Annotated in this window: 14 protein-coding genes and 1 pseudogene; 13 read left to right on the top strand and 2 right to left on the bottom strand. The window is 39.3% G+C overall.

Annotated elements, in window-relative coordinates; genetic code table 11:
* Positions 1-35: 35 nt before the first annotated feature.
* The 9 genes from HOO54_RS21315 (at position 36) to HOO54_RS21275 (ending at position 9744) form a co-directional block, all read left to right on the top strand.
* Positions 36-1421 carry an alanine/glycine:cation symporter family protein gene (locus HOO54_RS21315; protein WP_172298875.1) on the top strand — a complete coding sequence of 462 codons (1386 nt, stop codon included), beginning with the start codon at positions 36-38 and terminating at the stop codon, positions 1419-1421.
* Between the two features lie 232 nt (positions 1422-1653).
* Positions 1654-3339: a methyl-accepting chemotaxis protein gene (locus HOO54_RS21310; protein ID WP_172298873.1), complete on the top strand. Its 1686-nt coding sequence runs from the start codon at positions 1654-1656 to the stop codon at positions 3337-3339.
* Positions 3340-3380: 41 nt separating this feature from the next.
* Positions 3381-3569, top strand: coding sequence for a hypothetical protein (locus HOO54_RS21305; RefSeq protein WP_172298871.1), 189 nt, complete (start codon positions 3381-3383; stop codon positions 3567-3569).
* Positions 3570-3574: 5 nt separating this feature from the next.
* A complete protein-coding gene (locus HOO54_RS21300) occupies positions 3575-4273 on the top strand; it encodes a response regulator transcription factor (protein ID WP_172298869.1) in 699 nt (232 codons plus the stop codon).
* A gap of 5 nt (positions 4274-4278) precedes the next feature.
* Positions 4279-5274, top strand: a complete 996-nt coding sequence (locus HOO54_RS21295; protein ID WP_172298867.1) for a sensor histidine kinase — start codon at positions 4279-4281, stop codon at positions 5272-5274.
* 83 nt (positions 5275-5357) lie between these two features.
* Entirely contained in the window at positions 5358-6122 is a 765-nt protein-coding gene (locus tag HOO54_RS21290; protein WP_172298865.1) for an ABC transporter ATP-binding protein, read from the top strand.
* Entirely contained in the window at positions 6097-7977 is a 1881-nt protein-coding gene (locus tag HOO54_RS21285) for an ABC transporter permease (RefSeq protein WP_172298863.1), read from the top strand. Before HOO54_RS21290 ends, HOO54_RS21285 begins: the two co-directional genes overlap by 26 nt.
* An 86-nt stretch (positions 7978-8063) precedes the next feature.
* A complete protein-coding gene (locus tag HOO54_RS24975) occupies positions 8064-8717 on the top strand; it encodes a TetR/AcrR family transcriptional regulator (RefSeq protein WP_172298861.1) in 654 nt (217 codons plus the stop codon).
* Between the two features lie 106 nt (positions 8718-8823).
* Positions 8824-9744 (top strand): oxidoreductase, encoded by a 921-nt coding sequence (locus tag HOO54_RS21275; RefSeq protein ID WP_172298859.1) that lies wholly within the window; start codon positions 8824-8826, stop codon positions 9742-9744.
* 17 nt (positions 9745-9761) lie between these two features.
* Here the strand turns inward: HOO54_RS21275 and HOO54_RS21270 are convergent, their stop codons facing one another.
* Positions 9762-11402 (bottom strand): L-lactate permease, encoded by a 1641-nt coding sequence (locus HOO54_RS21270; protein ID WP_172298857.1) that lies wholly within the window; start codon positions 11400-11402, stop codon positions 9762-9764.
* Positions 11403-11571: 169 nt separating this feature from the next.
* Here HOO54_RS21270 and HOO54_RS21265 point away from each other — a divergent pair, with 169 nt between their 5' ends.
* The 4 genes from HOO54_RS21265 (at position 11572) to HOO54_RS21250 (ending at position 15153) form a co-directional block, all read left to right on the top strand.
* Entirely contained in the window at positions 11572-12654 is a 1083-nt protein-coding gene (locus HOO54_RS21265; protein WP_172298855.1) for an acyltransferase family protein, read from the top strand.
* Positions 12655-12751: 97 nt separating this feature from the next.
* Complete coding sequence (locus HOO54_RS21260; protein WP_253907728.1) at positions 12752-12982, top strand: FeoA family protein; 231 nt, start codon at positions 12752-12754, stop codon at positions 12980-12982.
* Entirely contained in the window at positions 12979-14979 is a 2001-nt protein-coding gene (gene feoB, locus HOO54_RS21255; RefSeq protein ID WP_172298853.1) for a ferrous iron transport protein B, read from the top strand. Before HOO54_RS21260 ends, feoB begins: the two co-directional genes overlap by 4 nt.
* A gap of 15 nt (positions 14980-14994) precedes the next feature.
* The gene (locus HOO54_RS21250; RefSeq protein ID WP_172298851.1) at positions 14995-15153 is read left to right on the top strand and encodes a FeoB-associated Cys-rich membrane protein; all 159 of its coding nucleotides are present in this window, start codon (positions 14995-14997) and stop codon (positions 15151-15153) included.
* Positions 15154-15369: 216 nt separating this feature from the next.
* Here HOO54_RS21250 and HOO54_RS21245 read toward each other — a convergent pair.
* A pseudogene (locus HOO54_RS21245) lies at positions 15370-15761 on the bottom strand (VOC family protein).
* Positions 15762-15775: the final 14 nt, after the last annotated feature.

Genomic DNA, 15775 nt, shown 5'->3' with positions numbered 1-15775 from the left:
TCAGAGCAACAAAGGATTGTTCAGGGGGGAATATTTTGAATATTTTGGGATTTTTAAAGGGGATAAATAATGTTCTGTGGGGACCACCCAGCTTAATTTTATTATTTGGGACAGGCTTATTTTTAACGATTGTGTTGAAAGGACTGCAAATTCGTCGGCTTATTTATGCATTTAAATTGGGATTTGGCAAAGAAGATCATCAGGATGCAGCAGCAGAAGGGGATGTCAGTCATTTTAAAGCATTGATGACTGCATTGGCTGCGACAATTGGTAATGGAAATATTGCAGGTGTAGCTACAGCTTTAACATTAGGGGGTCCAGGATCTATTTTTTGGATGTGGATCGTCGGCTTATTTGGTATGGCAACAAAGTATGCAGAAGCATTACTTGCTGTTAAATATCGCGTTAAAAATGATAAAGGTGAGTATTCAAGCGGTCCAATGTACTATATTGAACGCGGTCTTGGGCGAAAATTTAAAGGTCTTGCAATCGCCTTTGCACTATTTGGTGCGTTTGCCGCTTTAGGAATTGGCAACAGTGTACAATCGAATACAATTGCTGATGTCACTAGCAAAAGTTTTGGACTGACCGACTGGGTGACAGGTGTCATTTTAGCTGTACTCGTCAGTTTTATTATTTTTGGTGGGATTCAACGCATTAGTACAGTTGCTAGTTTCTTTGTGCCAATTATGGCTTTCCTTTACATGGGTGGAGCCATCCTCATTCTCATCTTAAACTATGATATGATTATCCCCGCTTTTGAAATGATTTTTCATTATGCTTTTCATCCGGTAGCAGCAGCAGGCGGGTTTCTTGGAATCGTTGTTTCTGAAGCCATTCGTAACGGGGTTTCCCGAGGGATATTTTCAAATGAAGCGGGTTTGGGAACAGCTGCATTAATTGCTGGCAATGCCCGTGCTGATCATCCGGTCAAACAAGCCCTTGTCGCCATGACAGGCACATTTATTGTTACAATTGTTGTTTGTACAATGACAGGTATCACCCTTCTCATTACGGGATTTTGGGATCCATCTGGCGGCATGCTTTCCGGTGTCCCACATGATGCGACACTAGAAGGTGGGGCATTAACAAGTGCTGCCTTCGCTTCTGTTCTTGGGACAGTGGGTGAATATATTGTTTCGCTTTCTGTGATTTTCTTTGGGTTTTCTACCATTGTTGGCTGGTATGTATACGGCGAAAAATGCTTTGAATATTTGGCAGGTTCTAAAGGAATTCTTGGTTACCGCCTCATTTACATTTTTGCCTGTGGAATTGGGACAGTAGCCAACCTTGTTACAGTATGGGCATTTGCAGATATGGCGAATGCTTTAATGATGATTCCTAACTTAATTGCGCTTTTGCTTCTTTGGAAAGTAGTTGTTGCTGAAACAAACGACTATTTTACTCATTTCTATAAATAAAAACAAGGGGGCTGTCTAAAAAGTCCTTTCAACATAAATCAGGGGGAATTGCGAGACTCCCGCGGAAAGCGAGCACATTCCCCCATTTTTATTCATCCACACGACTTTCAGGACAGTTCCTTTTCTATTTTATCCTTCAGTCCAATACATTCCAGTACAGATAATTTCAAGTTTTGATGAAATTTGTCGATATTACAACCATAGATGACATAGTGAAGGAAGGATAGATGGAATGAAAGTCAAAACGAAATTGTTGGGTATTATTTCGATTTTGGTTGTTTCGATTGTTGCAATTGGTGGTACCTCTATTTTTGTGACATCTTCGACGATTAACAAAAATGAAGTGCTTAAGGATAAAATGGAATTTCAAAAAGAAATTAAACATATTCAATATCGCTTAGCAGGTCTTTCAAATGATGAAAGAGGTTTTATTATTACAGGTGATAAAGAATTTGGCGAAGGGATGCAGGAGAAAGCGGACGATGTCTTGAAAAGCCTTGAGGAAGTCAAGGGATTGATCCATGATGAGGAATATCAAACAAATGTTGACGAAATTAAAGAAAACTTTAATGCGTTTTGGGATTTGAATCAAAAAGTATTAAAAGCTTATTCTTCAAGTCCGAAAGAAGCTGAATCACTTCACTTTGGAGAAGAACGTAAATTAAGAAAAGAAGTTTTGGACCCATCTGTTAATAAATTAGTCGAAAGCCTTGATCAAGATGTTGATGCTCTAAAAGAGGAAGTTCGCGATAATGGGAAAATGAGTGAAGGGATTATTATTACAATTACAATCGTTTCAACGATTGTCGGGATTATTATGGGGCTATCACTCTTAAAATCTATTTTATTACCGCTTAGAAGTCTTAATCAGCAACTAGAGGATATTGCACATGGAGAGGCTGATTTAACAAAAGAGGTTGTTGTCAAAAATAAAGATGAGTTTGGTCAGCTCGCTCAGTCGTTCAACGCCTTCTTGCAATCATTAACCCAGATTGTTAAGCAAATTAGCAGTTCTTCTGAACAAGTGGCTGCATCATCTGAAGAATTGTCAGCAAGTGCGGAAGAATCTAAATCGACTTCTGAGCAAATTTCTGAATCTATGCTGGCTATTTCTGCAAGTAATGCAAAGCAAAGTTCAATGACTGATAAAAGTTCAGAATCTATCAATGAGTTATTAGAACGGTTATCAAATGTTGCCTCAAATACAGGGAACATTGCTGATCTTTCCTCTTCAATGAGAGATAAGGCTGAAATAGGTGCTCACTCTGTCAATAAAATGTTAGATCAAATGAATTTCATTGATAAATCGGTAGATTCAGCTGGAAGTGGTTTGCAAGCATTAGTGTCAAGTACCGCTGAGATTAGCGATATTTCCTCACTGATCACAGATATTTCAGAGCAGACCAATTTATTAGCGCTTAATGCCGCAATTGAAGCCGCAAGAGCCGGAGAACAAGGAAAAGGGTTTGCAGTAGTGGCAGAAGAGGTACGGAAGTTAGCGGATGAAACAAATAAATCTGCTAATCATATTAAAGCTTTAGTATCGACCATCCAAAACGAATCAGTAGAAACGGTAAATAATATTAAGGTTGTTCAAGAAAATGTAAGTTCAGGGATTGCTCTTTCTAAAGAAACAACGGGGAATTTCAATGAAATCCTTGATCTAGTTGAACAGGTTACTTCACAAATTCAAGAGGTAGCTGCAGCAACTCAGCAGCTTACATCAGGTGTCGAAGTGGTTCAAAACGCGGTTGATACTTTAGCTACTGAAACAAAAGAAACAACATCAAGTACAAAGGGTGTTGCTACATCAACACAAGAACAGTTAGCTTCAATGGAAGAAATCTCGTATGCAGCCGAATCATTATCACATTTGGCTGAAGAGCTGCAAACGATTGTAAATCGTTTTAAATATTAAAGACTGTTGTGCTCCCCTAAGATCATATTAGGGGAGTTTTTATGTTTAGAAAAATCATGTGGCAGTGGAATCGGAAGAGGACAGTTCAATGGATTGGCTCTGACGTTCTTTTTATTTTTAGTGATTCATCAATTCTTCACGAGAAAGAATATCAATACTTCGCCTCAAGACTTGGTATCATAGCTATATACGACAAATTTTGCTCTACATATAACGATCAACAGGAGTGAAAAAAATGCAAAAAATTATGATAGTTGAAGACGACCCGAAAATCGCCGATCTTCTTCGTTCTCACATTGAAAAATACGGATATGCTGTACATGTTATTAAAGATTTTGACCATGTCATAGATGTCTTTAAAAGCGAACAACCGCATCTTGTTCTGCTCGATATCAATCTGCCCAGTTATGACGGCTATTATTGGTGCCGGCAAATACGGAAAGAATCGATTTGTCCTGTGCTATTCATATCTGCGCGAACAGGTGAAATGGATCAGGTGATGGCGCTGGAAAATGGTGGAGATGATTTTATCACAAAGCCCTTTTACGCTGAGATTGTCATGGCAAAGATCCGCAGCCAGCTTCGGCGGGCATATGGAGAATATGCGGCAAAAGCAGATGAACGCCTTTTAGAAAAAGAAGGATTGCGGTTTTTTCCAGAAAGACTTGAACTGATCTTAGGTACCAAAACCACTAGTTTAACAAAAAAAGAAGCTGATATTATCGAAAGCCTTATGGAACGTTATCCAAGAATTTCAGGCCGTGAAGACTTACTTGCGAAACTGTGGGATGACCAGGCATATGTTGATGAAAATACACTTAATGTGAACATGGCACGAGTTAGGAAAAAATTCCAAGAATTAGGCATAGAAGATGCTGTAGAAACGGTCAGAGGTGCTGGTTATCGTCTCAATATCTCTTGGGGAAAGGCGTGAGAGGAATGAAGCTTTTTCTTAAGGAGCACTATTTACTGATTGCCATTCAGACGCTGCAATTTTTCGTGATGTTATTGGTGTACTGGCTTGATGGATATCAGAACATAAGACCGGCATTATATGCTGTTTTCCTTGGTTTTTTCTTTCTTGGCGGTTATCTCATTTACCATTATTGTACGCGTCGCAAGTTCTATCAGCGCCTTAGTCAGCCGATAGCAACCCTTGATGAATCTGTGAGAAAAATAGAACAAGCCCCTATTTCAGAGGCGCTAGAACAGCTGTTGAAAAGTCAATATAAACACTATCGACACGAATTAAAAACATTAGAACTAGGGCAGAAAGAACAGCTTACTTTTATGGAGCAATGGGTGCATCAAATGAAAACACCATTGTCTGTTATCGAATTGACGGCTCAAAATCTTGATGAACCCGAGTCTTCTAGTATTCGCGAAGAGACAGAGCGAATAAAGACAGGTCTCTATACAATTTTATATATGGCTCGTCTTCGTGTGATCGAGGAAGACTTTCAAGTTAAAGCGGTCAACATATCAGATATGATTCATGAGGTGAATCAAGATAACAAACGGTTTTACATTCGCAACAAAGTGTATCCAAAACTGGAGTTGCAAGAAATCTTCGTTGAATCAGATGAAAAGTGGCTGTTTTTCATGTTATCGCAGTTGATTAACAATGCTGTCAAATATTCATCAGGCAAAAGTCAGTCGATTCTCATTTCAACTTACGAAAAAAACGCTGAAGCTGTACTGGAAGTGACTGACTTTGGGATTGGTATTCCTGCTCAAGATCAAAAACGGGTATTTGCTCCGTTTTTTACGGGTGAGAATGGTCGTCAGCATAGAGAATCAACGGGGATGGGGCTTTATGTCACAAAAACCGCAGCTGATTATCTTGGTCATCGGCTTGAACTTGAGTCTGAGGAAGGGAAAGGGACAACGATTCGAATGGTTTTTACATCGACACAAAACCTTACATCAATGTAATGAAAGTGAAAGAGAAATCGATAGTGCTTATTTGCCCATCAAGGTAAACTAGTCACAGATCAAAAATGAAAGGAGATCTTGTGATGCTTCAAGTAAAACAAGTTAGTAAGGTTTATGAAGGGAAAATCGCATACCGGGCGTTAACAGATATTAACTTGACCATTGATGAAGGAGAATTTGTCGGGATCATGGGTCCATCTGGAAGCGGAAAAACAACGCTTCTAAATTTGATTGCAACAATTGATGAACCAACAACAGGTGAAATCTTGATAAACGGTGAGAATCCGCATTTGCTTAATAAAGAAAAACTGGCTAAGTTTCGCCGCAGAGAACTTGGTTTTGTCTTTCAAGACTTTAACCTTCTGCACACATTGACAGTTGAAGAGAACATTGTTCTTCCTTTGACATTAGACGGAGAAAAGGTTGGGGAAATGAAACAAAAAGCCAAACAAATAGCTGAAAAGCTGGGTATTACAAATATCATGAAAAAACGGACATATGAGATATCAGGTGGGCAAGCACAAAGAGCTACAGTGGCAAGGGCGATGATCCATACACCAAAACTGTTGCTTGCCGATGAGCCGACCGGAAATCTCGATTCCAAGTCATCTAAAGATGTTATGGAAATGCTTGAATCGATTAATCATCATGAAAAAGCAACGATGATGCTTGTCACACACGATCCGCAGGCTGCCAGTTATTGTGATCGGGTCATTTTTATTAAGGATGGTAGACTATATTCGGAAATGAACCGCGGTGATCATCGTCAAGCCTTCTTCCAGAAGATTCTTGATACGCTTTCTTTAATGGGAGGGGACGCAAATGACTTTTCGTCAGTTCGCGTTTAATAACGTTCTTCGTAATAAACGACTCTATGTTGCTTACTTTCTCAGTAGTATGTTTATGGTGATGGTGTTTTTTACATTTGCGCTATTTGCTTTCCATCCGGTGATTAGTGGAGATGTTTTTCATTCAGGGCTTGGGAAAAAATCGCTCTTCGGTCTCAAAGTTGCTGGGGGCATCATCTATGTTTTCTCCTTTTTCTTTGTTTTATATTCGATGAGTGCATTTCTGAAATCGCGGAAAAAAGAGTTTGGGATCTTAATGATTCAGGGAATGTCAATGCGTCAAATCAGGTTGATGGTCTTTCTGGAAAATATGCTTATCGGATGTTTTGCTACGATTGGGGGCATCACTCTAGGTTTGGTCTTTGCAAAATTAATCTTACTAATCGCTGAAAAAGTTTTGTTGTTTAATGAAAAACTCAATTTTTACTTTCCACTGCTGGCAATCATTGTGACTTTTGTGTCTTTTATTGTATTGTTCTTATTTATTTCCTTTTTCGTTGCTTTAATTCTGCGCAGTGAAAAGCTTCTTAATTTGTTAAAAGGGGATAAGCAGTCAAAAGGTGAACCAAAGGCATCTATCTTACTGACGATCTTAGCTGCGATATTCCTTGGAGCAGGTTATGTCGTTGCATTAATCACGAAAGGGAATGGCGTTTTTTTTGCTGTGTTGCCCGTGACAATCGTCGTAACCATTGGAACTTATCTTTTCTTTACCCAGTTGAGCGTTTATGTTATTCGTAAATTGAAGGGACAGGAAACCCTTTTTTGGCGAAAAACAAATATGATTTTGTTTTCTGATCTTTCTTATCGCATGAAAGATAATGCGCGAACATTTTTTATGGTTGCGATTATTTCAACTGTTGCATTTTGTGCGATTGGAACACTATATGGACTTCAATCATTTTTTAACAGCTCGATAAGGAACTGGCATCCCAATACCTTTACTTATAACACAAAAGGAGAGGATAAGACAGAAGCTAAAGATGTCGATTTGATCAATAAAACGTTAAAACAATACGATATTCAGGCAAAAACAGCTCATATGACACTGAAGTACTTTCATGTGAAAGGTCAGGAACAACTGATTGTGCAACAGTCTGATTTTAACCGGTTTGCAGCACTGATTGGGGAGAAGAAGATCCAACTGTCGAAGGGAAAAGCGGTAGCAGTCGGTTATAAGGGATTTCCATATAGCAAGGAACAGAAATTGCTTCATCAACCGATCGATCTTCAATCAGGTAAACAGCTTCAAGCTGATCAAGTGATAAAATCAAGAGCCTTCGCAGAAGAACAATATTATCTTGTCACAGATGCTGATTACAAACAATTGATAGAACAAAAAAATAAGGAACACTTTTATGCATGGCAGGTTCAAAAGGAAGATGAAAAAACTTTAATTCGTGTTGGGGAAGAGTTGTTGAAAAAAATTCCGTCTACGAAATTTTCTGGTGTTGATCAACAGGTATTTCAAATGAAGAAGGACTATGGACCGATTTTCTTTGTTGGTTTATTTATTGGCATTGTCTTTTTCGTTTCTGCAGGAAGTTTTCTTTATTTTCGCCTCTACGCTGATGTTGATGATGATAAACAGAAGTTTACCGCCATATCCAAGATGGGCTTGACTGAAAAAGAACTAAAAAAAGTATTAAATAGGCAAATTGCTATGCTATTCTTTGCCCCGATTATCGTTGCACTTATTCACGGTGCTGTGGCCTTGACAGCATTGTCACATGCGTTTAAGTATAACCTTTTTAACGAATCTGCAACTGTACTTAGTGTGTTTGCCGTCATTCAGCTGATCTACTTTTTCATTGTCCGTTTCTACTATATCAAACAAATAAAAGCTGTGATTTAATATAAAATAGGCTGGTATGAAGATCAATATTTTTATGATATAGTTTATGAAGAATATGATAGTGACGGTAAGTTGAGGTGACTTTTGTGACTTGGAGAAGGGCAAGGTCAAAGGAACAAATTGAATTCAGAAAAAAAGAGATCTTAGATGCTGCCTATCAGCTTTTTGAAAAAAAGGAATATGAGAGTATCAGCTTAAATAGTATAGCTAGAGAGCTTCAGATCAGTAAGCCGAGCATTTACAGATATTTTAGCAGCCGTGAAGAAATTTTTTTGGACATATACAGTCATGTTTTTGAGCTTTTTTATGAAAACCTTATAGAAGAATTTTCGACATTTAGTATGAACCCGATGCCGGAGCATGTCGGAAATTGTTGGGTAAAGGTTTACCTGAACCATGAAAAGCTGTTGAATTTAATGCCTTTATTGGGAATTGCGCTAGAAAAGAACAGCTCAGAAAGTTTTTTAAGAACTTTTAAGGAGAAAAACATTCAATTACAGCAAAATATTGCTGGTAAAATTGTTGAACTATATCCGAAACTGACGATACAGGCTGGCTTTTATATTCAATACTATGCATTTTTGCTTGCTTCATCGCATTGGTCTTTGACAAACACGGATCAAGTGATGGAAAACATATTAAGTGAGTATCGATATATGAATATTAACTATAGTTTTGAATATGTTGTATCCCGTGGGATAGAGGCTCACATTAAGGGTTTTATTGGAAACCAAACGTAAGAATACGCGAAAACATTTGCGTGTTCTTTTTTTGTTGTTAAATTACTGATGGTATGTTATTTTTAAGTTACTGATGGTACTTAAATTTTATTTGAGGTGAGGAATTGTGAGAAATCAGAGATGGAATGAAGAATATATAGAAGATCAAAGCGGTAAAGTTGCCATTATTACTGGGGGTAGCTCAGGTCTTGGATTGGAACAAGCAAGTGTTCTTGCTCAGAAAGGTGCAATTTTGGTGTTGGCTGTAAGGGACATGGCCAAGGGAATAGAGGCAGTACAAGAGATTCAACAAAAAAATATGAACATTAAAATTGAAGCAATGAAGCTGGATCTAGCGGATTTGGATTCCATTAGAGCCTTTAGCCGAGAATTTGAAGATAGATATGATCATTTGGATCTTTTGATTAATAATGCCGGTGTTATGATGCCGCCGTTTGGGAAAACGAAGGATGGTTTTGAGCTACAATTTGGTGTGAACCATCTGGGTCATTTTGCGTTAACAGGGCGTCTGATGCCAATGTTAATGCGTACTGAAACCGCTAGGGTGGTGACAGTTAGCAGTTTGGCGAATGCATGGAACGGTGCCAACATTTTTTTTGAAGATTTGCAATGTGAAACATCATACGATAAACAGCTTGCCTATGCTCAAAGTAAGCTGGCCAATATTCTTTTTGCATATGAACTCGACAAAAAGTTCAAAGAACACAAAGCCCCCATTCTATCATTATGTGCGCATCCCGGCTGGTCTGTAACGAATCTTCAACAGCATTTAAATGTTTTCATGAAGACAATAGCTCATTTCATGTCTCAGCCAGCATCAATGGGGGCTCTACCTATTTTAAGAGCTGCTACAGACAAAGACGTAAAAGGAGGCGAGTACTTCGGCCCTTCAGGAATAAATGAAAGAAAAGGCTACCCTGTTCAAGTGAAGTCCAGTACTTTTACTCATGATACACAGCTAGCTAAACGGTTATGGAAAACATCTGAAGAATTGACGGGTGTCACCTATTGTTTTAATTGGAATTGAATGCATACCATTTCATGCTATAGAAGCAGAAAACCGATAAGACTAGCAGCAATACAGTAAAAAATCATTGGCCCGAGTGTCATGCGAATGATGGTTCCTTCTTTGCCGATTAAACCGACAACTGAAGCAGCTGCAACGACATTTAAAACACAAATCATATTTCCTGAATTCGCACCAAGTACTTGTAAAGAGAGAATAATTTGATGTGCCGCATCAATTTGTTCTGCAATGCTGAACTGAAACAAGGAAAACATCATATTGCTAAAGGTGGCACTGCCTGATATAAAAGATCCAAGTCCGCCAATAAATGGTGCAACAAATGGCCAGCCTTTTCCAACCCCATTAGCGATAAAAGTGGCTAATTCCATTGGCATGCTTAATAAATCAGCATTGTTAAGACCGGAGTTAATAAAGATTCTTACCATTGGGACTGCAGTTCCGAGTGCGATGACACTTCCCACCATCATTTTCGCTGAGCCTGTTACGGTTTCAATGACACTTGTCCGGCTCATCTTATGAAGAAAAATCGTGATCAAAATGACGACAAGAAAGATGGATCCCGGTAAATAAAAAGGTTCAAAAAAGGTGCTGATGTTTGTTCCCAGGATGGATCCCCAACCAACTTTAAACTGACGAAGCCAGTCTTTTAACGGTAAAACTTCAAGGCGTGTTAGCACTAAAAACGCAGCGACAAACAAGTATGGTAGCCAGGCAAGCCACAGAGGCATCACTTGTTGATAATCGAGTTGTTGACTGCTAGCTTCCTGTTCTTTCTTTGGAAAGTCCCACGTCTCTTTTGGCAGCAAAAAGCCGCGCTTAACAGAGGGGACAACAATGGCTAGACCGACTAGTCCGCCAATGATCGATGGAAATTCAGGCCCTAAAAAGGTAGCAACCAAAAAAGCAGGAATGGTGAAGCATAATCCGGCAAAGATCGCAAAAGGAATTGCTACAAACCCTTCTTTCCAGGAGCGGTTTTCTCCAAAAAAACGGGTTAGCATACAGACCATAATGACAGGAATTAACGTTCCAATAAATAAATCGATAAAAACAGCAGTACTGGCAACTTCTTGTAAGTATTCACCAATCGATTGATTCCCTAGCCCTCTTTGGACAACTTCCGCCAAAGAGCCACCTTCATTTAGCCCTTGTTTGACCCCGACAATCATCGGTGTTCCGACAGCTCCAAATGATACAGGCGAACTATCTGCTATTAGAGCTAATGAGACTGCGGCCAGTGGAGGAAATCCCAGTGCGACAAGAAGCGGTGCACCAATCGCTGCAGGCGTACCAAACCCGGCAGCGCCTTCGATAAAAGCACCGAATAACCAGGCAATAATAATGAGCTGGATTCTTCGGTCAGTTGAGATTTGTGAGAAACCGTTGCGAATTGAATCTAAAGCACCGCTGCTTGTAAGGGTGTTGAGTAATAGAATGGCACCGAATACAATCCAAAGAATTGAAATAGCAATAATGATACCTTCAATCGATGCAGCTGTAATTTGGATAATAGGCATCTTCCATACAAAGTAAGCTAATAAAGCAGTTGCTAAGAAACTGACAGGCATTGCCCTTGATGCCGGCATACGCAAAATTACAAGAAAGAGAAATACTGACAAGACCGGCATTAATGCCGTAATCAATTCAAAACTGTTCATATTGAAGTACACCTGCCTAAAAGTTCCGGTTTATTATAAAGCGTTAGTATTATAACCGTTTGATTTATGATTATTCTTAAGAGATAACTTGAGCAATTGGGCTCTTTTTTAAATTGGATATTTATGCTAATTTGTAAATGTTTACATTTGAAGAGGAGTGGTGGTCATTGTGCAGGTGAAAGAGATTTTCTTAATACGTTTTGTTTCCTGTTTAAGCGTTGTTTTATTACATACGATTTCCATGGTTGTCCTGATCACAGGGGAGTCTCAAGGTGATGTAGTTCGCATTGTTGAAGCTTTTCGAACGCTTCTCATGTTTAGCACACCAGCATTTATTTTCATTTCTGAATTTTTACTTTCACATGCTTATCCCCATGATGTACCGCAAGGATTTTTAAAGAAGAGATTGAAAACAATTTTTGTTCCCTTTCTATTTATCGCTGTGCTAGATGCTGTTTTGTTAACAGGTATGATGACGCAGCAGGTTGATGGTTTGGCGATGGTAAAAAAACTGTTCGCTAACATTTTCCTTGGGAATTTCATTGGCTACTTTATTCTTGTCATCTTCCAATTTTATCTTCTCCATATGTGTTTTCATGCTTTTTTTGAAAAAGCGTCGCCTAAATGGGTGTTGCCGATCTCTTTTTTGATTACAGCTGCCTATTTAAGCTACTTTACATTCATTCAACCGCCAGTTTTGGCAAAGAATTCTCCATTTCCATTTTTCTGGGTTCCGTTTGTTGGGTGGCTTTTCTATTTTTGTCTAGCCTATTATTGCGGAAGAGATTACAAACGCTTTTTGGCTATCTTGAATCAGTATCGTTACACCGTCTACACAGTCGCAATCATTACAGCTGCTGCAATTGTGAGTATCACTTACTTCGACCAAAATATTGCAGTCTCCTCTAAACGACCTGACATTTTATTTTACTCGACTAGTGTTATTTTCTTGTTATTTCATTTATTTTCCAAAATAAAGTCTGTACCACGGTTGATCTTAACGATTAGCAATTGTTCTTTCTCAATTTATTTATTGCATGCTTTCTTTCTGATACCCGGAATGATCCTTTTTAAGGGCACTACTGTTCATCCGGTTCTAGTTGGAGTGCTGTTGTTTGTCATCAGTTTAGGCGGTTCAGTTCTGCTGTCATGGACTGTTAATCAATTTAAATACGGTTATATGTTAGTAGGGAAAATATATCGGCCAAAGCTGAGAAGCACAGAGCAAAAAGTGAGGCATCGTATTGGTTAAACGTGTTATTTTTTTAAAATAGAGTACTTGTTTACTATAATAGATTAAGGTATGATAATGATAACGATTATCATTTTCAGATGTGGAGGCAGGCATCATGATGGTTTTAACAGATTTGAATCGGAAAGAGCGCGCGCGAGTGAAAGATTTTTCAGCTGTCAATGAGTTGGTCCATTGCAGACTGATTCACCTTGGCTTGAAAGAGGATGCCGAGGTTTGTATTAAACAAAAGCTACCGTTTGGCGGCCCTTGTTTGATTGAGACTTGCGGGCAGTGCATGAGTATACGATTAAATGATGCAAAAAAAATAAGGATTGAAAAAATATGACCGAACAACAGATCGCCTTGTTCGGAAATCCCAATACAGGGAAGACCTCTTTATTTAATGCTTTAACAGGTTCATATGAATATGTTGGAAACTGGAGCGGGGTCACTGTAGAGAAAAAAGTTGGGGTCATCCGAAACAAACAAGGGAAGATGATCGATCTTCCAGGTGTATATACATTAAGTCCCCTTTCTCGTGATGAAGGGGTTGTCACCGATTTTTTATTAAACGAATCATTTACAGAAGTCTTAAATATTGTAGATGCATCACAATTGAAACGAAATCTCCATCTAACTGTTCAGCTGCTTGAATTTGGGAAGCCGCTGACGATCGGTTTAAATATGATGGATGTCGCCAAGCAGCGCGGTATTGTCGTCAATTACCAGAACATATCTAAAGTTTTAGGAGTTCCGGTTCTTCCAATTGTGGCGCGAAGCGGAAAAGGGTGTAATGAACTCAGTCAGCATTTAGGATCGGCAAAAAATCAACCGCTAAAACCGTTGGTCATCGATTACGGTGAAGCTGTCGAACAAGCGATACACCAGCTCGAATTGATCATCCCGGATCAGCCTGAAATTTCAAAACGCTGGATGGCTCTTCAATATTTTGAAGGAAACTCAAACATGAAGAAACGGTTGGAGACCCTTGCAGAGGCAGAACAATTAGAAAACATTTGCCAAGCTGCTGAAGATCAGCTTGCGGCAAGGTCTTTATCCCAGCATATTCATCATGTCAGGGAACAGTACATTGAACATGTGATAGATGAGTCAATTGAATTTCAATCAGCCGGTAAATTAACGTTTACTGAACGAGTTGATGCGATTGTCACCAACAAAGTATTAGGCATCCCGATTTTCTTAGGCTTTATGTATCTTATGTTTATGTTAACCTTTGACTGGTTTGGAGTTCCATTATCAGATGCACTTGATGGGTTTATCGGCGGACAGCTGACAGATTGGACACAATCAGCTTTATCGTCAATGGGTGCTAGCCCGTTTATCGAAGCACTTATACTTGATGGTATTATAGCAGGTGTAGGCGGTGTCCTTGTATTTGTCCCGCAAATATTTATTTTGTTTTTCTTTATATCGCTCTTAGAGGATTCCGGATATATGGCAAGAGTGGCAATGGTCATGGATCGTCTAATGGAGGCGATCGGGTTAAATGGAAAAGCGTTTATTCCGTTAATCATCGGCTTTGGCTGTAACGTCCCTGGGATCATGGCAGCCAGAACTGTTGAACAACCAAAAGAAAGACTGTTAACCATTATGTTGACACCGTTTATGTCATGTTCGGCAAGACTGCCGGTTTACGCTCTGTTTGCAGGAGCTTTTTTTGCGGCGCATCAGGCTTTAGTCGTCCTTTCACTATATGTATTGGGAATTGTTGCCGCTTTGATATTGGCCAAGTTTTTATCTTCTTCAAAACTAAAAGAAGAAAAATCATTTTTTGTCATTGAGTTACCGCCATATCGATTGCCACAGGCTCGTACATTATGGCGTTCCACATGGGAAAAAGGCAAAGGGTTCGTCCGTAAAGCAGGAACATACATTTTTGGCGGATCTGTTCTGATTTGGCTCTTATCCTATACAGGACCAGGTGGAACAGGTGTAGAGATGGATGACAGCTTTTTGGCGATGATTGGCGGTGTGATTGCGCCGATCTTAATACCCCTCGGCTTTGGAACATGGCAAGCTGCCGCATCATTGCTGACAGGATTTCTTGCGAAAGAAGTGGTAGTAGCTTCAATGAGCATCATTTATTTCGTGCCTGAAGAACAATTGCAGGGCATGATGGCACAACAATTTTCACCATTGGCTGCTTACGGATTTATGGTATTTGTTCTTTTATATGTCCCATGCTTAGCAACAGTAGCTGTGATCAGAAAAGAAACCGATTCGAAAAAATGGACATACTTATCGATTATTTATGGACTTGTCATTGCATATGCATTGGTGTTTCTTATTTATCAAGGTGGAAAATTATTTGGATTATCATAAGAAGGAAGTGGCAGCATGCTGTTTAATATAGCAATTGGAGCATTGATCTTCGGATATGCGGCATGGACACTCTTTAAATTAGTGAAAAGAAGCCGCAAGGGAAAATGTGCTGCATGTGAACTAAGACGCTCATGTCAATCGGCTTGTGATCAGGTGAAAGTGAAAAACAGCTAACAATTTGGAATGGGGCTGTCCTGAAAGTAGTGTGGAGGGGAATTTGCTCGCTTTCCGCGGGCGATCCGCGAGCCTCCTTGGAGCTCGTTCCTTGCTCCTGCGGGGTCTCGCCTGGCTCGCTGTTCCCGCAGGAGTCTCACAATACCCTCTTCAAGTTGATAAAGGACTTTTTAGACAGCCCCATTTTCTTATGACCTTCAAAATAAATCGTTCCAATCACTGTGCCACTTCACACATCAAAGCAAGGATATTATCCTCCGTATCTTTAAAAAAGGTCATCCATGTTGCTGTCTGTTCCATTTTTGCAACAATATGTGGCTGATCAAGACATGTAACCCCTTTGTTTACAAGCTCCTCATATGCTGCTGTTAAGTCATTCACTTGAAAATAGATGATAGAGCTTGAGCGAGCAAATTCGGCTTTTTCAGAAATGCTTAGGCAAAGCCTCAGTTCATTGCACTGAAAGAAAGCCATCTGTTCTGTCTGAAACATTAGAGACATGCCTAGTACATCAAGGATATCGCTCTTTTTAGATCATGAACAGGAATCCCAATTTGTTTTACTTTTTGAATGTCCACTTCAATCTCTCCTTTGATGTTTTTCCTCATTTTAATAAAGTTAT

It is taken from the genome of Bacillus sp. WMMC1349 (assembly GCF_013155385.1).
In the GTDB taxonomy this organism is placed as follows: domain Bacteria; phylum Bacillota; class Bacilli; order Bacillales; family Bacillaceae; genus Bacillus.
Note: the sequence above shows the minus strand (reverse complement) of the source record. Positions and strands in the feature narration are given on the sequence as shown.